This is a genomic window from Mycobacterium syngnathidarum, from assembly GCF_001942625.1.
Classification (GTDB): Bacteria; Actinomycetota; Actinomycetes; order Mycobacteriales; family Mycobacteriaceae; genus Mycobacterium; species Mycobacterium syngnathidarum.
Map to the genome: position 1 here is coordinate 363,572 of NZ_MLCL01000089.1, position 24,263 is coordinate 387,834.

General features: G+C 66.4%; 23 protein-coding genes and 1 pseudogene. 9 read left to right on the top strand and 15 right to left on the bottom strand.

Annotated elements, in window-relative coordinates; translation table 11 throughout:
• Positions 1–133: 133 nt before the first annotated feature.
• The gene (locus tag BKG60_RS27705; protein ID WP_239252991.1) at positions 134–775 is read left to right on the top strand and encodes a TetR/AcrR family transcriptional regulator; all 642 of its coding nucleotides are present in this window, start codon (positions 134–136) and stop codon (positions 773–775) included.
• Between the two features lie 11 nt (positions 776–786).
• Here the strand turns inward: BKG60_RS27705 and BKG60_RS31640 are convergent, their stop codons facing one another.
• The 9 genes from BKG60_RS31640 to BKG60_RS27750 form a co-directional block, all read right to left on the bottom strand.
• Positions 787–2,019 carry a tetratricopeptide repeat protein gene (locus BKG60_RS31640; protein WP_070946261.1) on the bottom strand — a complete coding sequence of 411 codons (1,233 nt, stop codon included), beginning with the start codon at positions 2,017–2,019 and terminating at the stop codon, positions 787–789.
• The gene (locus BKG60_RS27715; protein ID WP_070946262.1) at positions 2,016–3,092 is read right to left on the bottom strand and encodes a vWA domain-containing protein; all 1,077 of its coding nucleotides are present in this window, start codon (positions 3,090–3,092) and stop codon (positions 2,016–2,018) included. The genes BKG60_RS31640 and BKG60_RS27715 overlap by 4 nt, the downstream gene beginning before the upstream one ends.
• Positions 3,089–4,171 carry a hypothetical protein gene (locus BKG60_RS27720; RefSeq protein ID WP_070946263.1) on the bottom strand — a complete coding sequence of 361 codons (1,083 nt, stop codon included), beginning with the start codon at positions 4,169–4,171 and terminating at the stop codon, positions 3,089–3,091. Before BKG60_RS27720 ends, BKG60_RS27715 begins: the two co-directional genes overlap by 4 nt.
• Entirely contained in the window at positions 4,162–4,638 is a 477-nt protein-coding gene (locus BKG60_RS27725; protein ID WP_070946264.1) for a hypothetical protein, read from the bottom strand. The genes BKG60_RS27720 and BKG60_RS27725 overlap by 10 nt, the downstream gene beginning before the upstream one ends.
• Positions 4,628–5,500: a DUF58 domain-containing protein gene (locus BKG60_RS27730; protein WP_070946265.1), complete on the bottom strand. Its 873-nt coding sequence runs from the start codon at positions 5,498–5,500 to the stop codon at positions 4,628–4,630. The genes BKG60_RS27725 and BKG60_RS27730 overlap by 11 nt, the downstream gene beginning before the upstream one ends.
• A gap of 7 nt (positions 5,501–5,507) precedes the next feature.
• The gene (locus BKG60_RS27735; protein WP_070946266.1) at positions 5,508–6,464 is read right to left on the bottom strand and encodes an AAA family ATPase; all 957 of its coding nucleotides are present in this window, start codon (positions 6,462–6,464) and stop codon (positions 5,508–5,510) included.
• A gap of 100 nt (positions 6,465–6,564) precedes the next feature.
• Positions 6,565–7,524: a hypothetical protein gene (locus BKG60_RS27740; protein ID WP_070946267.1), complete on the bottom strand. Its 960-nt coding sequence runs from the start codon at positions 7,522–7,524 to the stop codon at positions 6,565–6,567.
• Positions 7,525–7,834: 310 nt separating this feature from the next.
• Complete coding sequence (locus tag BKG60_RS27745; protein WP_131823414.1) at positions 7,835–8,962, bottom strand: nuclear transport factor 2 family protein; 1,128 nt, start codon at positions 8,960–8,962, stop codon at positions 7,835–7,837.
• 16 nt (positions 8,963–8,978) lie between these two features.
• A complete protein-coding gene (locus BKG60_RS27750; protein ID WP_131827535.1) occupies positions 8,979–10,289 on the bottom strand; it encodes a hypothetical protein in 1,311 nt (436 codons plus the stop codon).
• Positions 10,290–10,543: 254 nt separating this feature from the next.
• Between BKG60_RS27750 and BKG60_RS27755 the strand changes: the two genes are divergently transcribed.
• The gene (locus BKG60_RS27755; RefSeq protein WP_070946270.1) at positions 10,544–11,299 is read left to right on the top strand and encodes a sensor domain-containing protein; all 756 of its coding nucleotides are present in this window, start codon (positions 10,544–10,546) and stop codon (positions 11,297–11,299) included.
• A 12-nt stretch (positions 11,300–11,311) separates the two neighbouring features.
• Here BKG60_RS27755 and BKG60_RS27760 read toward each other — a convergent pair whose 3' ends face one another.
• Both BKG60_RS27760 and BKG60_RS27765 read right to left on the bottom strand, forming a co-directional pair.
• On the bottom strand, positions 11,312–12,568 hold the full coding sequence (locus tag BKG60_RS27760) for a L,D-transpeptidase (RefSeq protein WP_070946271.1): 1,257 nt from the start codon (positions 12,566–12,568) through the stop codon (positions 11,312–11,314).
• A gap of 137 nt (positions 12,569–12,705) precedes the next feature.
• A complete protein-coding gene (locus BKG60_RS27765) occupies positions 12,706–13,239 on the bottom strand; it encodes an LOG family protein (RefSeq protein WP_070946272.1) in 534 nt (177 codons plus the stop codon).
• Between the two features lie 53 nt (positions 13,240–13,292).
• On the opposite strand from BKG60_RS27765, the gene BKG60_RS27770 reads away from it, so the two are divergent.
• From BKG60_RS27770 to BKG60_RS27790, 5 genes and pseudogenes are all read left to right on the top strand, one after another.
• Positions 13,293–13,499: a CopG family transcriptional regulator gene (locus BKG60_RS27770; RefSeq protein ID WP_070946273.1), complete on the top strand. Its 207-nt coding sequence runs from the start codon at positions 13,293–13,295 to the stop codon at positions 13,497–13,499.
• The gene (locus BKG60_RS27775) at positions 13,496–13,879 is read left to right on the top strand and encodes a type II toxin-antitoxin system death-on-curing family toxin (protein ID WP_070946274.1); all 384 of its coding nucleotides are present in this window, start codon (positions 13,496–13,498) and stop codon (positions 13,877–13,879) included. Before BKG60_RS27770 ends, BKG60_RS27775 begins: the two co-directional genes overlap by 4 nt.
• A gap of 60 nt (positions 13,880–13,939) precedes the next feature.
• Complete coding sequence (locus BKG60_RS27780; protein WP_070946275.1) at positions 13,940–15,562, top strand: peptide chain release factor 3; 1,623 nt, start codon at positions 13,940–13,942, stop codon at positions 15,560–15,562.
• Positions 15,563–15,607: 45 nt separating this feature from the next.
• Positions 15,608–16,261: pseudogene (locus BKG60_RS27785) on the top strand (DUF2293 domain-containing protein); the annotation flags it as partial.
• A gap of 76 nt (positions 16,262–16,337) precedes the next feature.
• On the top strand, positions 16,338–16,703 hold the full coding sequence (locus tag BKG60_RS27790; protein ID WP_131823416.1) for a hypothetical protein: 366 nt from the start codon (positions 16,338–16,340) through the stop codon (positions 16,701–16,703).
• A 10-nt stretch (positions 16,704–16,713) separates the two neighbouring features.
• Here the strand turns inward: BKG60_RS27790 and cax are convergent, their stop codons facing one another.
• The 4 genes from cax to BKG60_RS27810 form a co-directional block, all read right to left on the bottom strand.
• Positions 16,714–17,790: a calcium/proton exchanger gene (gene cax, locus BKG60_RS27795; protein WP_070946278.1), complete on the bottom strand. Its 1,077-nt coding sequence runs from the start codon at positions 17,788–17,790 to the stop codon at positions 16,714–16,716.
• A gap of 46 nt (positions 17,791–17,836) precedes the next feature.
• Positions 17,837–20,173, bottom strand: coding sequence for an esterase-like activity of phytase family protein (locus BKG60_RS27800; RefSeq protein ID WP_070946279.1), 2,337 nt, complete (start codon positions 20,171–20,173; stop codon positions 17,837–17,839).
• Between the two features lie 113 nt (positions 20,174–20,286).
• The gene (locus BKG60_RS27805; protein ID WP_070187408.1) at positions 20,287–20,694 is read right to left on the bottom strand and encodes a hypothetical protein; all 408 of its coding nucleotides are present in this window, start codon (positions 20,692–20,694) and stop codon (positions 20,287–20,289) included.
• Between the two features lie 60 nt (positions 20,695–20,754).
• Positions 20,755–21,717 carry a mechanosensitive ion channel family protein gene (locus BKG60_RS27810; protein WP_070946280.1) on the bottom strand — a complete coding sequence of 321 codons (963 nt, stop codon included), beginning with the start codon at positions 21,715–21,717 and terminating at the stop codon, positions 20,755–20,757.
• A 37-nt stretch (positions 21,718–21,754) separates the two neighbouring features.
• On the opposite strand from BKG60_RS27810, the gene BKG60_RS27815 reads away from it, so the two are divergent.
• Positions 21,755–22,087: a GNAT family N-acetyltransferase gene (locus BKG60_RS27815; RefSeq protein ID WP_120765048.1), complete on the top strand. Its 333-nt coding sequence runs from the start codon at positions 21,755–21,757 to the stop codon at positions 22,085–22,087.
• A 100-nt stretch (positions 22,088–22,187) separates the two neighbouring features.
• On the top strand, positions 22,188–24,170 hold the full coding sequence (locus tag BKG60_RS27820; protein ID WP_070946281.1) for an OPT family oligopeptide transporter: 1,983 nt from the start codon (positions 22,188–22,190) through the stop codon (positions 24,168–24,170).
• The last annotated feature ends 93 nt before the right edge of the window (positions 24,171–24,263 follow it).

Sequence of the window (24,263 nt, forward strand, 5' to 3'; positions counted from 1 at the left end):
CCGGCCCCGACGGCCGCCCGCAGGAAAATACACAAATTCGTTCAAATGTTTCTTTAACGGGTCGTGTCCGCCGGGGCACCGCGACTCGTCGGGCATACTGAGACCCCACTACGCAGCCGAGCAGGACAGTCGATTGTCAGCACCACAACGCCGACCCCGGGGACGTCCGGTAGGTGGCGGCAACACCGCCGAGCAGTCCCGCGAGGTGTTGATGGATGCCGCCGAGCACCTGTTCGTCACCCGCGGGTACCGAGCCTCGACCATGGAGGTGATCGCCCACGAGGCGGGCTATTCCCGGACCGCGATCTACCGCCAGTTCGCCAACCGCAACGAGCTGATCGCGGCCATGGTGCAGCGCACCACCCAGCGGCATATGGCCTCGATCCTCACCCGGATCCCCAAGGGGGCCGGCCCGGTCGATCTGCTGGTCGAGAGCTTGGTGATCGTCGCGACCGAGTTGGTGTCCGATCCGCTGCTCAACACGATCGCCGACCAGACCGCCGAGGGCACGATCGCGTCCCTGATCGCCAACGACCCGCGCCTGACCGAGTTGGTGCAGACCACGATCGAGGCCATGATCGCCGACGACGCCGGCCAGTTCCGGTCCGGTTTGCAGGCACATGACCTGGCGCAGTACATCATTGCGACCGCACTCGGTTTCCTGGTGAATGCCGTGCCGGTACGCAACGATCCCGCTGTAGCGCGGGACTACATCGAGACGTTCATCCTGCCCGCCATCGTGAAGAAGCCACCACCGCCGCGGCAGGTGTTCTGAGTAGCCGACGTTCACTCACGTTCGCCGCCATAGGAACTGGAATCCTCCAGGATGGCCTGCAGCTTGTTCCCCGGGTCCGAACCCAGACCATCGCGGCCCTCGAGGCGCAGATCTGGCGCGCTGGTGTTCTTGTCTCCCAACGGCAGTCCGTCGGGCCCCACCGGCCCGAGGATCTGCGCGGGATTCGGTGCGGCCGGGTCGGCCACCTGCAATGGGCCGTCGCCAGGGCCGCCCGGCGGTTGCTCACCTGCCGGGGCCGGCGGGGGCGGCGGCGCTTCGGGCAGGTTCTCACCAGGCAACGCCGGCAACGGCGGGGTCTCGGTTCCCGTCTGGCCACCGCCCGGTGCGAGCGGCGGTAGCTCGGGAGCCCCGCCCTGTCCGACCGGCGGGAGGGCAGGGGCCGCCCCCGGCCCCTGCGGCGGAGGGGGCGGGCCCTGGCCCGGTCCCTGGCCGGGCGCCTGCTGCTGTCCGGGAGCCAGGCCCGGTCCTTGTCCCGGACTGTCCCCTTGGCCAATGCCTTGGCCCGGCGGGGGTGGCAGGGCCGGCGGCGGCGGAGGTGGTTCGGGGGTCACCACGGCGGGACCTGTCGGTCGCGGCGGGGGCGGGGCATGCAGCGCGGCCAGTTTGCGGTCCAGCCGCGGTTTGGCGTCCGCACGCACTGCCCGTCGTTCTTCGTTGGGATCGGTGTTGTACAAAAAGCACCCGTCGGGGGCGTCTTTCACCACGCTCAGGGCTGAGTTGTACAGCCGGTCGGCATCGTCGGGACGTCCGGACCGTACGGCCAGGTCGGCCAGCGTTTCCCGCACGAGTTCGAGATTGATCCGCACCGGGCAGGAGTCGTCGCTGTCGAAGCGTTCCAGCGCATCGCCGAACCGTGCTTCGGCGTCGTTCAGTTGCCCTTCCAGGACAAGCAGATCGGCTTCGGCGAACGCGATGTTGCCGGGTTCGATCACCCCGAACTTTTTCAGTTTGTCGACATCGATGCGCAACGCCTCGATGTCGTGCCGGTTGAACGAGTCCACAGCGGAATTCCCGACCATCACCACCGAGATCAGCCCGGCGACGACCAGCGCCAGCAGGGCCGCCACGGGTGCGGTGTAGAGGAACAGTCTGCGGCGCAGTCGCAGCCGCCGCTGCGACGGATGGAACCACGCCACGGTGCGGGCCCGGGCGATCTGCAGGTAGTGCCGCAGGAACGAGACGATCTGTCCCAGAACCTGGTTCGGCTTTTGACGCAACATCATTGGGCCACCACATCCTCTGCGGTGAGGTCGCTGCGCGACAGCCGGTTACGCCGAACTTCACGGACCATCAACACGGCCTCGATCGACAGCAGTGCCGCGCTGATCAACGCGAACACCCAGTACCACTCGGTGCGCCCGACCAGCGGATCCCCGTCACCGGTGACATCGCCACCGTCGACCATGCCGCCCGAGGCCACCGGCGGTAGCACCGGCACGATCTCTTGGCCGGCCTCGCGGTGAAAGTATTTGACGCCAAAGCTCTTCGCGATGTCCTGTAGTCGGGCCTCGTCGAGCCCGGACCGGATGATCGCTCCGGCGTTCGGGTCACCGAGGTAGTTCTTGCGCCCGTTGGCATAGCTGTGGGGAATCGGGCCGCCGGCCGGGGTGCCGTATCCCAGCACCGCGCCGCCCTTGAAAAGGTCTTCGGAGATGTCGAACGCGCCCGGTTTGGCCTGGTCGCCCTTGGCCCCATCACCGAAATAGAACACCAGGCTCTTCGACTCGGGATAGGCCTTCTTCGCTGCTTCCAGTTGTTCGCGCAGCAGACCATTGGCGGCCACCGGATCGATGAAATTGTAGGAGTCATAAGGCGTCAGCGAATATGCCGAGAGATTCTTGACGTAGGCCTCGAAGCTGTCGGTATCGGGCGAGAGCGGCCAGTTGACCTTGGCCTTGGTGGCGAACCCGATCATGTTGAACCGCGCTGTTCGGTACTTCCCCATCAGCGCGGCGATGTCGGCGCGGATACCCTCCATGCGCGTCTTTCCGTTCCCGTAATCGGGTATGCGCGAAGTCACGGATCGATCGACGACGAAGAACACGTTGATGTCGGAGACCGCACCGCCTGCGGCAGATGCCTTGCGATCGCCCTCATCGGCAACCCCGGGACGAAATGCCGCCAGGACCAGGAACAGCGCGGCGAATGTCAGTCCGAGCCAACGCAATACGACGGGACGGTAACGGCCCGGTGTGGTGCGCACCAGCAGCTGATAGAGCGTGAACACCCGCACGGCCACGATCAGGAAAGCCAGGATCGCGAGCAGGTAGGCAGGCAGGACCGGGGCGAAGTTCATCGGCGCAGCACCCCCAGCCCGATGGACAGGGCCAACGCCGCCACCACCGCGATCGACAGCGGCACCGCCGGGATGTCGAAGTGTCGCTTCGAGTCCTGGTTGACCCCGAGGTAACGCGGTGCCGGCGGATCGTCGTTGATCTTGTCAAGGGCGCGATCGAGGATGTCGTTGGCGCCGTCCGAAGATCCGGTGCCCGCCGGGTTGTACAGCGAGAAATGACCCCTGGTGGCGCCGGCCAGTGCGCGCAGGGAGTCGTTGCCGGTCTGGCTGATCTGCCCGACGTCGGCCCGGGAAATGGCGTTGATCTGTATCCCTTCGCGCTGCGCCAGGGCCAGCACCTGGGATTGGTCGTAGACCGAGGGCCGCTTCTCGTCGTCGGCGCGGAACTTGCTGTATCCGATGTAGACCAGTTGGCGGCGATGGGAATCGCTGCTGTTGCCGAACCCGGACAGGCACATGGCCAGGGTGTCTTCGAGGCTCGGCGCGTAGTCGACGTATTTGATGGGGCGGGCGAATGCCTCGAGCCCGGCCGCGAGTTCGAGCTTCTGCTCGACCGGCACGTTCTGGTGGGTGTCGATTTTCTGCTGAATCCCGGACAGGCCGGCGAAGTAACGCATCCGCTGCTCGGCGAAGGCGCTGTCACGGGTCATGGGCAGTGCCCGCAGGTTCTGGGACGTGATACCGAACGAGGTGGCCGTGGAGTCCTTGGCTTGCCCGGCCCAGTAATTGAGGAAATCGGCGGTGGTCGGATCATTGGCAGGTTGCCCTACACACAGCATGACGTCGCGGGGGTAGCTGGCGTCGTAGCCGTCGTTGGCCGTGGCGAGCTTTTGGGGACGGGCCGCCGCGACGATGGCGCCCAGGAAGGCGATCGCCACCATCGAGCCGACGACAGCCATCGAGATCAGGTAGATGCGCTGCACCCGAGCGAATTCGGGCAACCGGGTCAGGCGGGTCGCGTTGGCCAGCGGCCGCATCCTGCGCTGCACCTTGGCCACCGGCAGGCGCCAGGCGATGGCCACGGCGATGGCGAGGCCCAGCACGCCGATGAGGAGCAGCCAGGTCCATCTCAGGTCCATGCGTGGATCATCTCCTCGGCCGAACGCCCCAAAGCCAGTACGTCAGCCCGGGATTCGGGATTGAACTGCGCATCGTGCAAGAGCGTCAGCAGTGGGACGGCGTCGGACAACTCGCCCTGGGCGAGGTACTCGGTCAGCAGGTTCTTGGCGTATACCCCGGTGCGCAGGTACAGGAAGCTGCGCAGTGTGTGGTTGTAGGCGGTGGCAGCGTCTTCCCGGGACAGCTCACGTCTGCCGTAACGCGCGGTCGTCTCTTCGATCGCCCGGGTGAATCGGCGCCGGATCAGTTGGGCATGCCAGTCGCGTAGGACGGGGATGGACCGCAACCGTTGCGGCGGCAGCGTCCAGATCACCACGCCGGCGCACCAGGCGATCAGCGCCACGACGATCAGGGCGGCCAGCACCAGCCACCATCCCGACGGGGCCAGCGGTCCGCCGATGAACCTCAGCAGGTCATCACCGGGCATTGCTGTACACCTCCGTCAGATGCGTGATCCGGTTGCGGACTTCGAGGCTGCCGCCGATGCGGACGAAAGGCACTGCCATCCTGTCGAAGAACCGGTCGAGATCGACCATCCGTTGCTGCTCGGCCCGGCGGTAGGCGTCGACGACGGCGCGGCCCAATGTGGTGCCGTCGGGGATGAACCGTCCGGTGCCCACGTCGTAGCCGTCCATCTCGCCCTGGTCCGCGCCGACGGCCGGCATGTCCGACATCGCCACCCACAGCAGCTCGTGACGGCCGGCCAGTCGCTTGACGGCTTCCTCCAGCTCGGTGGAGATCTCCGGCTCATCGGCGATGACGACCATCAACAGCCGCGCACGATGGCTGTGGGCGACGTAGTTCAGCTGCGTGACGATGCGGCTTTCCCCGACGTCGCCGACGCTGTGCGCCGCGAGCTGCTCGAGCATCCCCTCGATGTGGTTCTCGCCCTTGCGGCTTCGCACCGTGGCGCTGCCGCGGGCATCGCCGTAGACCAGGCCGAGCTCATCGGAGCGGCTCATGCTGATCATCCCGATGACACCGGCCACCACACCGGCGATGTCGCGTTTGAACTCACCGCTGGGCGCCAGGGCGGACATGTTGCGTCCCGTGTCGCACACCAACAGGATCTTGTGGTGCTTCTCGGTGACGAATTTCGTGACCAGGGTGTCGCTGGAGCGGGCCGTGGCTTTCCAGTTGATGTCGCGGATGTCGTCGCCGGGCACATACGGACGCAGATCGTCGAACTCCAGCGTGCGAGTGTGCAGCAATGCATGCTTGCCGCCTTGCAGCATGCTGCGACTGACATTGCCGAAGTACTGCCGCGCGCGGTTGAGGTGCCTACCCATCGCCGGACTATCCGGGCACCGGGACCGCTTGCAGCACCTGATCGATCACGGACTCCGGGGTGACCTTGGCGCTGACTGCCTCGAATCCGAGGATGAGCCGATGCCGCAGCACCCGGTAGGCCACCTTGTGGATGTCCGGCGGCAGAACGTGATTGCGGCCGGCGATCAGCGCGGCGGCGCGTGCGGCGTTGACGAAGGCGATCGTGGCGCGGGGGCTGGCGCCGTACTCGATGAACCGAGCCACCTCCGGGCGCAGGAACTGGTGCGGTTCGCGGGTGACGTGCACCAGCCGGCTCACGTACTGCATCAGCACCGGGTCCATGTGCACGTTGCGCGTGGTGAGTTGCAGTCGCCGAATCGTTTCCAGGTTCACCACCGGACGCGGCACCCCGGTCCGGTCGTACACCCCACGGTCTCTGCGCTGCAGCACCTCGACCTCTTCTTCGGGGGTCGGGTAACGCAGCACCTCTTTGAGCATGAACCGGTCGGTCTGGGCTTCCGACAGCGGATACGTGCCCTCCTGGTCGACGGGGTTCTGGGTGGCGATCACCAGGAAGGGTTCGGGCAGTGGGTATGTCGTTCCGGCGATGGTGGTCTGGCGTTCCTCCATCGCTTCGAGCATGGCGCTCTGCGATTTCGAGCTGGACCGGTTGATCTCGTCGAGCAGCACGATGTTGGCGTGCACGGGGCCCAGCTGGGTCTTGAACTCCGCGGTGGTGGCGTCGTAGATCTGGGTTCCCAGAATGTCGCTGGGCAGCAGGTCCGGCGTGCACTGGATCCGCTGGAAGGTTCCCGCGATCGCATCCGAAAGGGTGCGGGCCGCCGTGGTTTTCGCCAGGCCCGGCACGCTTTCGAGCAGAATGTGCCCGCCGCCCAGCAAGCCGATCAGCAGCGTCTCACGCAGCTGATCCTGCCCGACCACCTTGGCGCCGAAGGCGTAGCCGATCTCGCGTACCGCCTGCATCGCGAGTTGTAGTTCCTGATTACCGGGCTGAACCCGGTTGGTCAATGTCGTACGTTCCCCCGCATCCACGCCGGGCTGTTGGAGTTCCACTCGGTGATCCTTACTCGTAGGTGTAGGTCGGGGGATTCTTGGTGAGGTCGACGTAGCCGCCGAGCTCCACCCGCACGTTCTCGTCGTCGATGTTGAACATCGGCTCGGTGGACCGCGCGGACAGCTTCATGTCGACCGCGCCCGTGACGGTTGCGTGGCCGCTGAGCCCGTCACCGAAGACTCCCGGTGGCATCCGCAGCCTCACCCTGTCGGCGTTGCTCGGCGCGGTCCAGCGCGCACTGCCGTCGATCAGGCGGTAGGAGGCGCGGCTGGCATCCATGGGGCAGTTGGGCGGGGCCAGGGAGGTGGATTTCGCGCACTCGGTCATGACCTCCAAGATCGCCTTGTCGGCGGCTTCCTTACCCGCGTCGCTGACTTCCAGCTCGTAATCGGCGTCCTCTTCAGGTTGCTTGTACGACGCCCCCGACTGCAGGTAGGAATCCCGGCGGTATGTCAGGGTGATGTTCGGGTTCGAGCTGCTCACTTCTATCGCACCGGGAAAGAGGTAGGCGATGCCCGACGACGGCAGCGGTTTGCCGAAGATGCTGAACGAATCCAGCAACGCCGTGGAACCTTTGGCTTTCTCTTTCTCGAAATTCAGTGCGTAGGTGGGGTATTCGACCTTGTAGGTACCGTCGCCAGATTGTTTGACGGGGATTTCCTGGTCGACGGCCTGATCGCCGAAGTTGGCCAGGACATGCACCGAGCTGGAATCCTCACCGAGGATCTTGATGTCGGTGATCGGCATCTTGTCGATCTGCTTCTTGAGCACGTCGTCGGTCAGGTAGGTCTTGTCGGGGGGCTGGTTGAGCCCGAACGACAGCGCCTTGTCCGCGTTGCCTTTTGCCAGTGCCTTCAGGTAGCCCTCGACGGCACCACTGGCAGTCGTGGCGTCCGGGCCGGATGCACCGACCACCACGACGATCCCGACCACCACCGCGACCACGAGCACCACGGCGCCGGCGATCATGCCGAACAGCTTGCGGCGATTCTTGGGTGGGGTGCGGTAGGAGGGTGGATCGAATGACGGGGCGCCGAACGGGTGAGCACCAGATGGAAAAGGCGCATTCCCTTGAGGATTGGCGTATCCGCCGGGGAACGGCGGGGCGCCGGGGGGTGGAGCACCGAACGCCGGGCCCGGTGAAAACGGCCCCGGGACCGGCGACGGCGGGCGGGCCGGGGGCGGAAAGCCTTGGGGCGGCTGAGATGCATCGCCGCCGATGGGATTGTCTCCCCCGAAGTTGGTCACAGCATCTCCCGCTCGGTCGCCGTCATCTTCACTAGTTCGTAGAAACTGTCGGCGGTTGCACGCCGATGTTCACCTCGACCTGGTCCGAGATGCTCAGGGAGTTGTCGATGACCCGCCCGGTCCTCTTCTCGACGGCGGTGAAGGGCACGTTGAGGCCGCCCACCTGGACCACAGTTGTGTGATCGGGAAGCCGGAAGATGTCCGGGGGCAAGTCGACCGGGCCGCGCACACGCATCGTGCTCATGTCGTAGGTGTCGGTCCAGATTCCGGTGAGGATGTCTCCGCACCCGGTGTGATCACCCGGGTTGAAGCACTTGTTGATCCAGGCCAGCACGGCGTCCTGCGCCGCTTTGAGTCCATCGGGGCCCATCGAGAACTTCGGCTTCACGCCCGTGTCCTTGAATGCAGAAACGTCGTCGAGGGTGGTCGGTGGCAGCTCGTTGACCTTGACATACGGTGTGGCTGTGCCCATTTCGAGGTAGCCCGGAAAGACGTAGAAGTGCCGGCTCTGCGGCAGCGGCTTGCCGAACACGGTCAACGCCTCGGCCGCCTCGGGGTCTCCGTAGCCGTGGATCTCTTCGGTGGTGGCATCGACGAACGCCGCCGAGAGCTTCCACTGGTTGTCGACCACGACCATGTCGAGCTTTCCTTCGGTGCGCTGGCCACCGAACTTCGCGGCAACCTTCACCACGGCGGTCCGCTTGTCGGTGTCGGGTTTCCTGCCCTCCTCCCCGATCACCTGCACCTCGGTGATGGGCAACTTGTCCAGCTGCTTCTTCAAGACGTCACTGGTCAGAAAGTCGGTGGTCGCCGGTTGAGTGGCGCTGAGGTCCAGCGCCGCCTGCGCATCGCCTCGCGACAGGGCTTCCATGTAGGCCTTGGCGACCTCCGTCGGCGCGCCGTCGGGATTGAAACTGGCGCCCTCATCCCCCTTGCCCAACAGGAACGCCACGATGACGCCGATCACCGCGAGAACGGCCACCGTCGCCGCGGCGGTGATGATCAGTGGTTTGCGGTTCTTAGCCGGCCGCGTCCTCCCGCCGCCGGGCGGGAACGAAGGACCGCCGAAGCCTGGTTGCGGGGCGGGCTGGTCGAAACGTGGAGGCGGCGCAGCGCCCTGGGACGGGTTGGACCCGGGCCGGTCAGCAAAATTCGTCACGTTGGTTTCTCCGCGCTCAGGCTCTGTCGAAATCGATCACGGGCGGGTTCTCGGTCATGTCGGCGTTGCCGAAGACGGACGCCAAGAACGTCCCCGTTTCCGTCGAGCCCGACTCGGTGCGGACGGAGATGCCGAATTCGGCGTTGCCGATGATCATGACCTTGCCCGTCTTCTCATCCATGAAGTTGATGGTGACGGCGTCGAGGTCGGACGGAGCTGTCCATTTCGCGGAGTCGGGCACGAAGTCGGACCGAGCGGCCTTGTTCGGGCATTTCGGCGGCTCGAGACTGGTGCTCTCGGCGCACTTTTCCAACGCCTTCTTCAACTCGTCCCGCACGATCTGGCGGCCGTCGTCGCTGACCTTGATGTCGGGGTAGACGACTCTGCTCATGGTCGAGATCTCATACAGAGTCGGGTCGGCGTTGCCCACGGCCGGCGAGTTGTCCACCTCCAGGGCCGGGTTCGAACTACCCATCTCGACCAGTCCTGGGAACACATAAGCCTTGCCGCTCTTGGGAACAGGCTTGTCCCATACCGTGATGGACTTGGCAAGATCGGGATTCATGTCGTCGATCTTGAATTCGACTGACATCGCCGCCGAATCCAACTTCCACCCCTGCCCTGGTGGCGGCTTGTCCAGCACGATGCGCTCGTCGCTGTCGACGCCTCCGACTTTCGCGATCACGTGCACCATGGCACCGCCGTTGGTCGTGGGGATGTCGCCGAGAATCTTGACGTCGGTGATGGGGAACTTCTCCATCTGCTTTTTGAGGATCTCGTCGGTGAGCATCGAGGTGTCCGGCGGTTGATCGCGGCCCAGCGACAACGCTGTCTTCGCATCGCCACGCTGCAAGGCCTCCAGATAGGCCGTCACCGCCTCGCCGGCGTTCCCGGTGCCGCCGTCGTACCCACCGCCGCCGCTGAACACCACGACGCCACCGACGATCAGTGCTACCGCCACGACGCCGGCGCCCGCGCCGAGCAGGATCCGGCGGCCCCGCTTGGTGGACGGAAGCCTCAGGAGTGGTTTGCGCGCAGGCTTGGGGGTGGGCATCGGGATATATCCGGGGCCACCACCGGCGAACTGTGGTGGGGTGCCGTACGGACCCGGCTGCGGTGGACCGGCGCCCCACTGCGGAGCAGGGGCCGGCGCCGGCGGCGGCGGCAGTGGCGGCGCACCGAACAACTGCCCACCTGCGGGCCCCTGCGGGTACTGCGGCCCGGGGTTGGCGCCCCAGCCCGATTGCTGTGGTGGGGGTGGTCCTTGCGGGCCCGGGCCCGGTTGGCTGCCGAACGGGCCCGGGCCACCGAAGCCCCCGCCTGTCACGAGCTCGTCCCAACGATCAGCATGGACCGCACCGCATCCCCCGAATCCTCACCACCGACCAGACCTGCGCGCGGTGTCTGGTAGCCACACGGCGGTGACCGTCAGAATCCTAACCGCAGCTGCCGGGGTTCACAGGCACTAATTTCCCGATCGCCCCGGCTGCCGAATGAGCAGATTGCCGCGTTCGTACCCCGGGAAGCTAGGGCAAGATCGACACGATCGACCGAACAAGACGAGGGGGCGCGGTGCGGGCAGTGGTGGGTTTGCTTGGAACGGTTCTGCTGCTGGCAGGATGTTCACAGAGTGCCGATGGTTCGGCTGAGTCGTCCGAGGCGGCTCCGACGTCCTCGGCCGCGCAGGCCCCGGCCCCGGCAGCGGCGGATCCGGCCACCGTGGCGCGTGCAGCACTCCTGAGCCCGGGTGAACTGGGTGAGATCATCGGTGACACCGGTGTGCAGCAGACCGCCACCTTCACCCAGCCCGGGCAGTCTTCGAACGGCATCGAGCCCCGTGACTGCGCGGCCCGCCTGCTGTTCCAGGAGGCGGTGGGTGCCGACGGCTATCAGGCCGTGGCGGGCGACGACAACCGCGGCACGCGGGGCCAGTCGGCCGCCCAGCTGATTCAGGTGTTTCCGCAGACCTCACCGGTGTGGCCGCAGGCCGGACGTCAGGCACTGCGGGTGGCCGGCAACACGGTCCGGATGATCAACGACGAGCAGTGCCACGAGGGTGTCGTGTTCACCACCACCGCCAAGGACGTCACCCAGCACTGGACGGCCGGGCCGGTCACCGCCGAAAACCCGGAAGCCCTTTCCGACCCGCGCCGCGACACCGCTCGCGGTGGCGGCGGTATCGCACGTCAGGAAGCGCCGGCCCGCAACTGCTATCACGCCGTCATGGCCCGCGGGAACGCTGTCGTCGAGTCGATCGTGTGCGGTGACGGCGATTCACAGGCGCAGGCCAATCAGGTCATCGACCGCATCGCCGCCAAACTGCCGGCGCCGAAGTAGGCGTGGCGGGCCTCAGCGCAGCGCGCTGCCCTTGACCCATTCGGTCCACGGCACCGACCAGTCGCCGTTGTTGGTCGGTTTGAGCGGGTCGCCGCCGGTGTTGCGGATCTCGACGATGTCGCCGGGCACGGAGAAGTTGTAGAACCACTCGGCGTTCTCGCCGCTGAGGTTCAGGCAGCCGTGGCTGACGTTCTCCTTGCCCTGGGCCCAGATCGTCGAATTCAGCTGGTGCAGGTAGATGCCGTCGATGCTGATGCGGGTGGCCCACGGGATCGTCGTCTTGTAGCCGAGCCGCGAGTTGACCGGCAGACCGTAGGTCGAGGAGTCCATGACCACCGGGTTGGCCTTGTCCATCACGGTGTAGACACCGCGCGGGGTCCAGAAGCTCATCGTGGTGCCGCCGACGGTTTCGGTGCCGCCCATGCCCATGGAGGTGGGCATGGTGCGCACGAGCTTGCCGTTGTCGTAGACCCTGACCTGCTTGTCGGTGTCGTCGGCGATGGTGACGTGCGAGGCGCCGATGGTGAACGACACCTTCTCGTCTTGCGCGCCGTAGAGGTCGTCGCCGAGTTTGGCGCCGTAGATGCCGGCGTCGACGGTGACCTTGGTGCCCGGCGCGTAGTACTTCTGCGGACGCCAGTGCGCGGTCTGGTCGTCGATCCAGTTCCACGAGCCGAGGGCCTTGGGCTCGGTGATCACCCTCATCCGGTTCTCGGCGGTGGCCTTGTCGGTGACCGGCTCGTCGAAGCGCGCGACGATCACCATGCCGACTCCGTAGGTGGCGCCGTCCTGCAGCGGGCTGTAGTTCGTGCCGTTGAGGTAGACGCGGGCCTGGTAGCCGGGGGTCACGGTGGAGAAGGTGGTGGTCCTGCGGGTCGGCATGCCGCCCGGGCCGCGCGCGTCGACCTTCAGCGTGTAGGTGCGGCCGTAGCCGAGCGTGGTGGTCGGCTTCCAGGTCCGGGCATCGGGGGTGAGGACGCCTGGAATCTCTTTGCCGGCGTCGTTGAGCATCGTCACCCTCGCCACGGTGCCGGTATCGGCGGTGACCATGACCCGGGCCAGTGGGTCGACCTCGGCGTCAGGCCTGGGGGTGATGGTCAATCTGGCCGGCTCGGTGGGTGAGGGCTGCGGGATGCCTTGTGGCGGCGCGGCCAACGTCTGACAGTGCTCGGCGCAGTCCGGCAGGGCCGAGACAACGACACCACCCGATACGGCCAGCACAGCAAGTGCGACCGCAAGGTAGGCACGACGAACAGACGTCAACATCACTCCAATGTGGTTCGGCGAGGGCCTGATTGATCCGTGTCCGTGATCGGAAGCCGATCGGTGCCTCAATCGTAGCCGGGCCACCTGTTCTTCGGCACAACGGCCACTGCGTGTGCGCGAGTCGTGATCGGGTCGTTGCTTCAGGTAACGACGTTCTGCAAGTACGTCATCGCCGCCGCGGGTTCCTCGGTGACGTAGACCAGATCGTCCAGCGGCAGGGGCAGGAAGCCGTCCTGCTCCATCCGTCGCAGCTGGATCACCAGGCCGTCGTAGAAGCCGGCGGTGTTCAGCAGCACCACGGGTTTGTCGTGGCGCCGGTGTTTGCGCAGCTCCAAGATTTCGGTGGCTTCGTCGAGGGTGCCCAGGCCCCCGGCCATCACCACCAGTGCGTCGGAGCGCGCCAGCAGCGTCGCCTTGCGCTCGGCGAGGTCCGCGGTGAACACCATCTCGTCGGCATCGCCCCGGGCCTGCTGTCGCAGGAACTCGACCGAGATCCCGATCAGCCGGCCACCGCTGTTCTGCACCCCGTCGGCCACGACCTTCATCAGTCCTTTGTCGGAGCCGCCCCACACCAGCGTGTGGCCTGCCTTGCCGAGGAGTTCGGCGAATGCGCGCGCCGGTTCGGTGTAGCGGTGGTCGAGGTCGGCGGCGGACAGGAAGACGCAGATGTTCATCAGGAACGATCATGCCTCTCACCGGAGTGGTATCACACTGGTATCATCGCCTCGTGGGCATGACTCTCCGCACGAGTGACGCGCAGACAGAGGCACTTCGACAGCAGGCTGCTGCCGAAGGACGATCGATGCAGGCCGTTGCGCTGTCGGCGATTGACGAATACATCGCCCGACGCGCGCACAAGGCCAAGCTTTCATCCGTTCTGGATCGGGTGGTGACCGAGGAGGCCGGAGTTCTGGAGCGCCTGAAGGACACGTGATCGAGTACCTGGATCTCGACGACCTGCTCGAGATTGCCCGTCGTGCAGTGGGAGTCGACGTCAAGGTCGGGGACTACGGGTTGCTCGAATCGGCGCTGGCGCGGCCGCGGGCGTCGGTGTTCGGCGAAGACGCCTACCCAGACCTGCACCTCAAAGCCGCGGCACTGCTGCATTCCCTGGCGCGCAACCGCGCGCTTGTCGACGGCGACAAGAGGCTGGCGTGGACAGCGTGCCTCACTTTCCTCGGTATCAACGGCCAGTGGATCACGGCGCCCGAGGACGATCGCTTCGATTTCGTCATCCGGGTGGCCACGGGCCGGCAGCCTGACCTCGACGACATCGCCGAGCAGCTTCGCGCGTGGAGCGACCCTTCCGAATAGCTGACACCGACCGCTCAATTACTGATTTACCCCTCAATCCCCATACCATCGCTAGTCGAGATGACCGACAACGCCCTCGACGCCCCCACCGCCAACACCGCCCAAGCTGCCAAGATCGCCGCCGAGGCGGCCCGCCGCCGCACCTTCGCCGTCATCAGCCACCCGGACGCCGGTAAGTCCACGCTGACCGAGGCGCTCGCGCTGCACGCCCGGGTGATCAACGAGGCCGGCGCGATCCACGGCAAGGCCGGCCGCAAGTCGACGGTGTCGGACTGGATGGACATGGAGAAGGCGCGCGGCATCTCGATCACTTCGACGGCGCTGCAGTTCCCGTACCGCGACTGTGTCATCAACCTGCTCGACACCCCGGGCCACGCCGACTTCTCCGAGGACACCTACCGGGTGCTGACCGCGGTGGACTGTGCGGTCATGCTCATCGACGCCGCGAAAGGTCTTGAGCCCCAGACCCTCAAGCTGTTCCAGGTGTGTAAGCACCGCGGCATCCCGATCATCACGGTGATCAACAAGTGGGACCGCCCGGGCCGGCACGCCCTGGAGTTGATGGACGAGATCCATGAGCGGATCGGGCTGCGCACCACTCCCCTGACCTGGCCGGTCGGTATCGCCGGGGACTTCAAGGGCGTGATGGATCGCCGGGAGAGCAAGTTCATCCGGTTCACCCGCACCGCAGGCGGGGCCACCGCCGCGCCCGAGGAGCACATCGCGGCCGCCGACGCGCACGCAGCCGCCGGCGATGACTGGGACACCGCGGTGGAGGAATCCGAGCTGCTGTCGGCAGACGGGTCGGACTACGACCGCGAGACGTTCCTGTCCGGCGAGTCCTCCCCGGTGCTGTTCACCTCCGCGGCGTTGAACTTCGGCGTGAACCAGTTGCTCGATGTGCTGGTCGAGCTGGCTCCGGCGCCCCGCGGGTCGCTCGACGTCGACGGTGCGCGGCGGGCGGTGGACTCGCCGTTCAGCGCATTCGTGTTCAAGGTCCAGGCCGGTATGGATACCTCGCACCGCGATCGGATCGCCTATGCGCGGGTGGTGTCCGGGACGTTCGAGCGCGGCGACGTGCTCACCCACGCCGCCACCGGCAAGCCGTTCGTCACCAAGTACGCGCAGTCGGTGTTCGGCCAGCAGCGCTCCACGCTCGACGACGCCTGGCCCGGCGATGTGATCGGATTGGCCAACGCTGCCGCACTGCGCCCCGGCGACACCCTGTACCGCGACATCGCGGTGGTGTACCCGCCGATCCCGAGCTTCTCCCCCGAGCATTTCGCGGTGGCCCGCGGCACCGACCCCAGCAAGCACAAGCAGTTCCGCAAGGGCATCGAGCAGCTCGAGCAGGAAGGCGTGGTGCAGGTGCTGCGCTCGGACAAGCGCGGCGAGCAGGCGCCGGTGTTCGCCGCCGTCGGGCCGATGCAGTTCGAGGTGGCCGCCCACCGGATGGCCACCGAACTGAGCGCGCCGATCTCGCTGGAGAACCTGCCGTATCAGGTGGCGCGGGTGGTCTCGCCCGAGGACGCCGAGTTCGTCAACAAGCAGGTGTCCTGTGAGGTGTTGACGCGTACCGACGGCGTCATGCTCGTGCTGTTCTCGACACCGTGGCGGCTGGAGGGCTTCCAACGCGACAATCCCGACATCAAACTGGGGTCGTTGGTGGCCGCGGAGGGGTAGTGCGGAATTGGCCACTGAGGCTTATCCTCGCCTGATATGGCTGGTTCGAATCCGCCGGACCTCGTGGCGATCATCGCGATCAAGGACTGGACCTGCGCGTCGTGCGGCGAAACGGGCGACATTCTGAAGATGGAGGACGCCGGCCCCTTGTGCCTGGGCTGTGCCGACCTCGGCCATCTGGAGTTCCTGCCCGCCGGTGATGCGGCGCTGACACGGCGAGCAAAGAAGGCCAGCGGACTGTCCGCGGTGGTGGTGCGGTGGAGCCGGTCGCGTAAACGCTATGAGCGGCAAGGGATCCTGGCTGAACCGGAGGCGATCGAGCAGGCCGAACAACAGTGCCTGTCCGACGCCGAGGCCCGCGCCCGCCGCCGAGAGCGCGACCAGGAGCGCCGGGCAGACGAAGACCTGGCTTTCCAGGCGGACTTCGCCACGGCGATTCTGGCCCAGTTCCCACGCTGCCCTGCCGGGCGCGCCGAGTCGATCGCCCGCCACGCGGGAACTCGTGGCAGTGGGCGGGTGGGACGAAGTGCTTCCGGGCGTGCTCTCGACCCCGAGGCTGTCTGCCTCGCCGTTGCGGCGTCGGTGCGCCACGAAGACACCGACTACGACGAATTGCTCATGTCCGGTGTGGACCGGCATGCCGCTCGGGATCGGGTCTACGACACCGTCGAAATGGTGCTGACCAGTTGGCGGAAATAGCGCAGGCAGCCGATGGCCGGGCGCGACGCGAGTATCGGTGCGGGTTGTGCGGTCGCGCAGCCAGTACCGTGAGGTGGTGACCGACCCGACGCCACCCGTCGCCCGCAATCAGGGCAAGCACTGGGCGTGGTTCGTCGGGTTGCTCAGCGCCATGGGCCTGTTGGGGTTCGTGGCGGCCGTCGTGTTGATGCTGCCCCTGGCCATGGCGACCGACCCGTGTCACGAAGGCGTCACCGAGAAAGTCTGCGAACTGTCGGCGAAGGGCCAGAACGTCCTCGTGTGGATTCCGTGGATGTGTCTGGCGGCCGGCACCATCATGGCCGTCGCGGGCGCGGCGGTGGCCGCATGGCGGAAGTGGACACCGTTGATCGGGATCCCGGTCGGGATCGCCGGGTATTTCGGGATGATCCCGATCGGCTACTGGCTGGCGTTCCTGGTCTGAGCCGCGGCCGTCAGCCCCACCAGAACGACGCGGCGATGATGCAGTACAGCCCGATCAGCGCCGCGCCTTCCAACCACGTCGACTCCCCGTCGAATGCGATGATCGCCGCCAGGACGACGGCGACCAGCAGCGCAACGATCAGCATGGGCCCGAACACCAGGGTCAGTGACGCGAGCCCGAAGACCTGACTGACCAACACCAGTACCGGGGCCAGCACCAGGGCGATCTGGATGGGGCTGTTCAGGATGAGCGAAAACGCGTACTCGGCCTGGTTTTTGGCGGCCAACTGCACGCCGACGACATTCTCGACGGCGTTGCCTGCGATGGCCACGATCACCAGACCGGCGAAGGCCTGCGAGATGTGGAGCGAGTCCATGGCCGGCTCGAGCGCGTCGACAAACCAGTCCGATACGAACGCCGCCGCCGCACCCGCGATGGCCAGCATGCCGATCGCCAACCCGACCGGCCAGCGCGGCGCCTCTTTATCCGGTTGTGGCGCAGGGGTAGTGGTCTTGTTCTTGTCCCGGCTCAAGGAATACGGCAACGACAGCGCGAACAGCACCAGCAGGACAACCGACACGATCATCGAGAAGGACACTTCGTGTTCGGAGGCGGGGGCGTGCACCTCGTGCGCGATCGACGGGATCGCCATGGCGGTGACCGAAAGCACCATCAGCACCAGGATGGTCCGGACCTGAGCGGAGCCGAGCTTCTGCGGGCCATGTTTCAGCCCGCCGACCAGGAACGCCAAGCCCAGCACGAGCAGCAGGTTGGCCAGGATGGAGCCGATCAACGCGGCCCGCACCACGTCGACCAGCCCGGCCTTGAGCGCGAAGATGCAGATGAACAGCTCCGGCAGATTGCCCAGCGCGGATTGCAGCACTCCGGTTGCGCCGGGGCCGAACCGGTCGCCGAGCTGCTCGACTGCCAGGCCGACGAGGGAGGCCAGCACGGTAACGGCCAGCGCGCTAACCACGAAGCCGACCAGGTGCGGCCAGCCACCGTAATGCGACAGCCCCGCCACCACGCAGATGGCAAGTCCACCGAAGATCAACAGCTTGTCGGATCGGATGAGTGCCGTCCCCATGGGCGCCATCTTGTCATGTCGACCCGGCTCGGGGGCCGAACCGACGCTACCCCTTCAGCGCTTCGGCCACCGGGCCGAGTTCGAGGAGGACGGTTTCCCCATTGGCGTCGTCGAGCCCGTCGTTGTCGGTGATCACGTACAGGTTCTGGTTTCCGGCGATGGCGACGCCCTCGACCTTCTCCTGGACATAGCCGTTGGTGGCCTGCAGATCGGGCACCAGGTTGCGGGCCAACGTCTTCGGCAGCACCTGCGGCTTCTCGGCGGCCGTGGCCACGCCTTGGCCGTCGGGGATCGCAACCCGATATAGCGCTTTCACGCGCGCGTCGGGGCCGTTGAGTTTGTCGCGTTCGAGGAGCAGCAATTCGCCGTCGTGGACGGTGATTTCGGAGATGCCGATCCAGTCGCCGTTGGCGCCGGTGGGGTCCAGCTGGTAGCCGAACCATTCCCACCTGTCCCCGTCCGAGGTGTAGCGCCCGATGCGGACGACGCCTTTGGGATCGGATTTGAGTTCGCGTTGCAGCGCCACCCAGACCGAGTCTCCTGCGCTGTTCGGCTGGAGGGCAACACCTTCCAATCCGTTGCTGCCGAGTTGCGCGGCGATGTCGTTGGGCAACGCTCCCCGCTTCTCGATTCTGCCGTCGGCGGCAACGTAGATGAGCTGGTTGCCGGGCCCGTCTTCGCCTTCCACCGCCAGGATGAATCCGCCGTCGGTGCGGGCCGATATGCCCTCGGTGTCGAGGGTGACGGGCTTGCCGTCTTCGGTGATCGCCAGCTCGGTGTCGATCAGCGCCGGTTGTTGTGCCACGTCGACGCCGAGGATGCGGGCCGGGCCGTAGGCGCTGTCGGTTGCGGTGTAGAGCCGGTTGGAGTCCTTCGGGTCGGCCGACAGCGCGCCAAGCGCTCCCCAGCCGATCGGTGTGCCGTCGATGTCACCGGACACGATGGAGGGGAAGCTCGGTTTGCCTGCGGCGGCGAAGGTTTCACCGTAGCCGTAGATATTCACCGAGGCGCGTACCCGCTCTTCGGCGTCGTCGGCCTCTGAGGAGATGGCCAGCAGATTGCGCGCCGGGATCGGCAGCACACCTTCGGGCCCGGGGGTGGTGGGCAGGATCTGCCGGAAGACCGGCGCGGTGGGGTCGCTGACGTCGTAGACGGCGACGAAGTTGCTGCGTTCCGAGGCGATCAGCGCCGTGGGCCGGCCGCCGATGTTGGTGATGGCCAGGCCTTCCGGTTCCGGTCCCTTGGCCTCGGCCCGGCTTTCGATGTGCAGACCGGTGCGCACCGCCAGTTGCTCGATCGAGTTTCCGGCGTCCCAGGTGACCTCGCCGGTTCTCGCGTCGAAGATCGTCCAACCGCGGGTGCCGCCCTTCCAGTCGCCCTCGTTGGCGGTGGCGACGTGATCGTCGCCGATCCAGCCGATGGCATCGGGTTCCCGTGGGGTGTCTTTGATCGAGCCGGTCTGGTCGATCACGTCGTCCTCTTTGGTGTCGATGCCGTCGACGGATTCGCTTCCGGCGCTGAAGATCTTGGTGACGGTGCCGGTGTGGCCGTCGATGACGGCGATGCCGTTGTTCTCCTGCAGCGTCACCGCGACCTGGCCGCGGGAGTTGATGCTGACGTACTCGGGTTCGAGGTCGTCGGGGGTGTCCAGGCCGGCGGCGCGGGCGGCCTCGACGTCGAAGTCGACCTTGCGCGGTGCCCAGGTGTCCGGTGCGCCCTTGAGGTCGATGAGTTGCACGAATCCGGTGGGCGGCTGGGGCAGATCGCCTTCCTCCTTACCGGGCGGGGTGAACTCCTCGTTGCGCTGGTTCTCCATGGCGATCGCGGCGACGCTGCCATCGGGGCTGATCGCGATCGAGTCGGGCTGGCCGCCCAGGTCGATGCTGTGCACGCGGGTGCGGTCGCCGGTGCGGACGATGTCGACGCGGCCGGACGGGTGCGCGAAGTCGCCGCCGGTGGTGTCGACGACGACGAGAACGAACTCGCCGACCGCCGCCACCGAGGTGGGCTGGTCATCCTTGTGGCCCAGCTCGGCGAGGGAAAGCGTGCCTGCGCCAACCGGTTTGGCGGGATCTGTGATGTCGAGGAAGCCGATGCGCTTGGCGGCGGCATCGGTGTAGATGAGCGTGTTGCCGTCGGGGGTGACCGTGGAGATCTCCGCGACGGTTTCCTTTTCCACCGGATCTTCGGCAGGCCTGTTGAGGTACACCGGGTAGGTGGCGGTGCGGTGGTAGCTGTCTTGGGCCGCAAGATTCCAGTCGATCGGCGAGGTGGCCTTCGGTGTCTGCGGTCCGCCCTCCCCCGGCTTGTTGTCCTCGGTAGAGCAGCCCGCCAGGATCAGCGCTGCCACGGTGGTCACCGCTGCGGCCCGTGCCGTTTTCATTCGTCACCCTCTTCAGTTCTGCTGATGCGTCGCCCGAGCTTGCCTGGCACAGATGACCCGGAGGGAGTTCGCAGATGAACGCACGGCAACGGGATCCACCCGCCGGCCGCCAGCTACAGCGATGCCGACAGCGGTCCGAGGACCTGGCACTGCGGGGCGATCTCGGCGATGCCCATCCAACCGCCGCAGCCGCGGCCGGTGGCCACGTAGGCAGCGCCGGGGCGGTAGGGCGACAACACCTCCGCCGGTCGGGTTCCCCTGCCCTGGTTGCATTGCACCGGTGAGGCGTTGTCCTGACGCTGCACGCAGGCGACGCTGAAACGGGGGTCTGCGGGTGCTCCACACGCCGAGGGTGAGACCGTCACGCTGACCATGGCGGCACCGTCGACGTGAACGACGGCCGGCGGCGACAGCGTGAAGGCGCATGGCGGTGCGGGCTCGGCGTGGACAACCGGCGAGGCGACGCCGGCGAGTCCGGCGATCACCACCCCTGACAGCAGCACCAAAATGGCACGAGCCATGCGATCAGCGTAGTTCAGGGCCGTCGTTATTTTCGGCGATGAGCTGATCGGCCCGGCCAATTACGCGCCGTCGGTCTCCTGACCGCCGACGACGGCGTGAATGCGCCCCTGCGGGTAGGGCAGGTTGATTCCGTTTTCGTCGTAGGCGCGCAGAATTTCCCGACGCAGCTTGCGTTGCACCGACCATTGCGCGTTCGGCCGGGTCTTGAGGGTCATTCGCAACGTGAGCTGGTCGGCTGCCAGCGACTGCACGCCGAGCATCTCCGGTTCGCCGATGACCTTGCCGGCCATCGACGGGTCGGCGATGACGTCCTCGGCGGCTTCGACGGCCACCTGCTGGGCGCGGTCCACGTCGGCGGTCAGGGCCACTGGCACCTCGATACGTGCCACGGCGTAGTCCTGGCTCATGTTGCCGACGCGGGCGATCTCACCGTTGCGGACGTACCACAACGTGCCGTCGATATCGCGGATGGTGGTGATCCGGAGTCCGACGCTCTGCACCTCGCCGATCACTTCCCCGACATCGACGGTGTCACCGACGCCGTACTGGTCCTCCAGCAGCATGAACACGCCGCTGACGAAATCGCGCACCAGGTTCTGGGCGCCGAAACCGATCGCGAGGCCAACCACGCCGGCCGAGGCGATGAACGGCGCGATGTTCACACCGAGCACGCTCAGAATCGCCAACACCACCCACACCAGTAACACAATGGATGCGGTGGACTTGAGGACCGACCCGATGGTCTGGGCCCGCTGCTGGCGGCGTTCGGCCGCCCGGGCCACATTCGTCGCCGACGCCCGGTCCCGCAGATAGCGAAGCAGCGGCGGCTTCTTTGCTTGCCCCTCAAGTTCGCCGCTAACGGACTTCTTGGCCCTGCCGGTGGTCGCACGGTCGATCATGCGATGCAGCAAAAATCGAATGATCAACGCTACGACGATGTACGCCACGACCCTGACGGGGACCTCAATCAGCCAATGTCGATTGGTTTCCGTCCACTCAAAAGCCAGGTTGTACATTTCCACGCTTTCGACCGTACGACAGCGCTGACGCAGACGTCGAATGCGCGCACCGAGTCACGGTGGCGCGGCCATCGCCAAACGAGCGCCCGCCGCTGTGCCATGTTTTCTGCTGGCAAGGCTGGCCGTCGACCGACGGTGGCAGGGCCACGGATTGGGGTGGGGCCTGCTTCGAGATGCGCTGCAACGAGCCTTGATGCTGTCGCAGTCAGTAGCCGCCCCGGCCTTGCTGGTTCATGCGCGGGACGAAGCAGCGCGAGATTTCTACCTCCACCATGCCGAGTTCATACAGTCCCCCGTGGATCCGTTTCACCTGTTCCTACCGATGAAAGCCATTGCGGCGGCCATTGATGACGTCCCTGACGGTCAGTCCTGAGTCCTGGTCTGCCGGTCGACTGTCTCACTGAGCCGTTCGCGCCGCGCCGTGACGGCCGAGTGCCTACCGTGTATGCACCAGCAACCGAGAGGACAGCCCGTTGGCCGTCGCAGAACCCACCACACCGACGCTGCGCGAACTGACCATCCGCGGGATCCTGCTCGGCGGAGCGATCACGCTGGTGTTCACTGCCGCAAACGTCTACCTCGGTCTCAAAGTCGGTCTGACGTTCGCCACCGCGATCCCGGCCGCGGTGATCTCGATGGCGCTGCTGCGCAATTTTGCCAACCACTCGATCGTGGAGAACAACATCGTGCAGACCATCGCCTCGGCGGCGGGCACGCTCTCGGCGATCATCTTCGTACTGCCCGGGCTGATCATGATCGGCTGGTGGACCGGGTTCCCGTACTGGATCACGGTCGCGGTGTGCGCGGTCGGCGGCATCCTCGGCGTGATGTACTCCATCCCGCTGCGCCGGGCCCTGGTGACCGGCTCGGACCTGCCCTACCCCGAGGGCGTGGCCGCGGCCGAGGTGCTCAAGGTCGGTGACAGCCGCGGCGGTGTCGAAGAGAACCGCGTCGGCATCCGGATCATCGCGTTCGGTGCGCTGGTGTCGGCCGGGTTCGCGCTGCTGGCCAACCTCAAGGTGCTCGCCAACTATGTCGCGGCGTACTTCCGGGTCGGGGCCGGCGGCTCGATGTTCGGTGCCAGCCTGTCACTGGCGCTGGTCGGAGTGGGCCATCTGATCGGGATGACCGTGGGCATCGCGATGCTCGTCGGGCTCGTCATCTCGTTCGGGATCCTGCTGCCGATCCGCACCATCGGCACGTTCGGGACCGACGCGTCCGTCGCCGACGTCATCGACGGGGTGTTCGTGCATGAGGTGCGGTTCATCGGGGCCGGGGCAATCGCGGTGGCGGCGGTGTGGACGCTGCTGAAGATCCTGCGCCCGATCATCAAGGGCATCACCGAGGCCTTGGCCTCGGCCCGCGACCGCCGCCAGGGCCAGGCCGTCGACATCACCCAACGCGACATCCCGTTCCCCATCGTGGTGGGCATCGTGGTGGCGATGCTGGCTCCAATTGCCGTGCTGCTGTGGGATTTCAGCCACAGCACCATCCTGCACGGCACCGCAGCCGGGATCATCGCGGCCAGCCTGGTGTTCATCTTCCTCGTCGGCCTGGTGATCGCCGCGGTGTGCGGCTACATGGCCGGCCTGATCGGCTCGTCGAACAGCCCCATCTCCGGCGTCGGCATCCTCACGGTGATGATCGCCGCGTTGCTGATCAAGCTGGTGTACGGCCCGACCACCGATGACGGGTCGCTGGCGCTGGTGGCCTTCACGCTGTTCGTCGCGGCCATCACCTTCGGGGTGGCCACCATCTCCAACGACAACCTGCAAGACCTCAAGACCGGCCAGCTGGTCGGCGCCACTCCGTGGAAACAGCAGGTGGCGTTGGTGATTGGGGTGCTGTTCGGCTCGGCGATCATCCCGCCGGTGCTCGACCTGATGCAACGCGCCTTCGGGTTCCTGGGCGCACCGGGCGCCACCGATCACGCGTTGGCCGCACCGCAGGCCGCGCTGATCTCGTCGCTGGCCAAGGGCGTGTTCGGCGGATCCCTGGACTGGTCGCTGATCGGGCTGGGCTCGGCGATCGGGGTGGTGATCGTGGTTGTTGACGAGATCCTCACCCGCACTTCGCGGTTCAGCTTGCCACCGCTGGCCGTCGGGATGGGGATGTACCTGCCGATGAGCCTGACCCTGATCATCCCGCTCGGTTCGCTGCTGGGGTTCTTCTACAACAAGTGGGCCGACCGGACCGGTGGCGACGTCGACCGCAAGAAGCGGCTCGGGGTGCTGCTGGCCACCGGCATGATTGTCGGCGAGAGTCTCTACGGCGTGGTGTTCGCCGGGTTCGTCGCCGGAACCGGAAGCGACGACCCGTTCGCGATCTTCCCCGGGAATGACGGGACGCCGGCCGAGATCATCGGGATCGTGGCATTCGCAGCTGTTCTCATGTGGCTCTACAAGCGGACGCAGAAGATCTCTGCGCGCGAGTTGCCCGTGTCTTCGGGGGCGTAGTCGTCGCCGTCGCCCGAGCAGACGGCCGCAACCCGGACCCTGACGCCCACTAGTCCGACTTATGACCACCAACTCGGATTAGTGGTAGTGTTA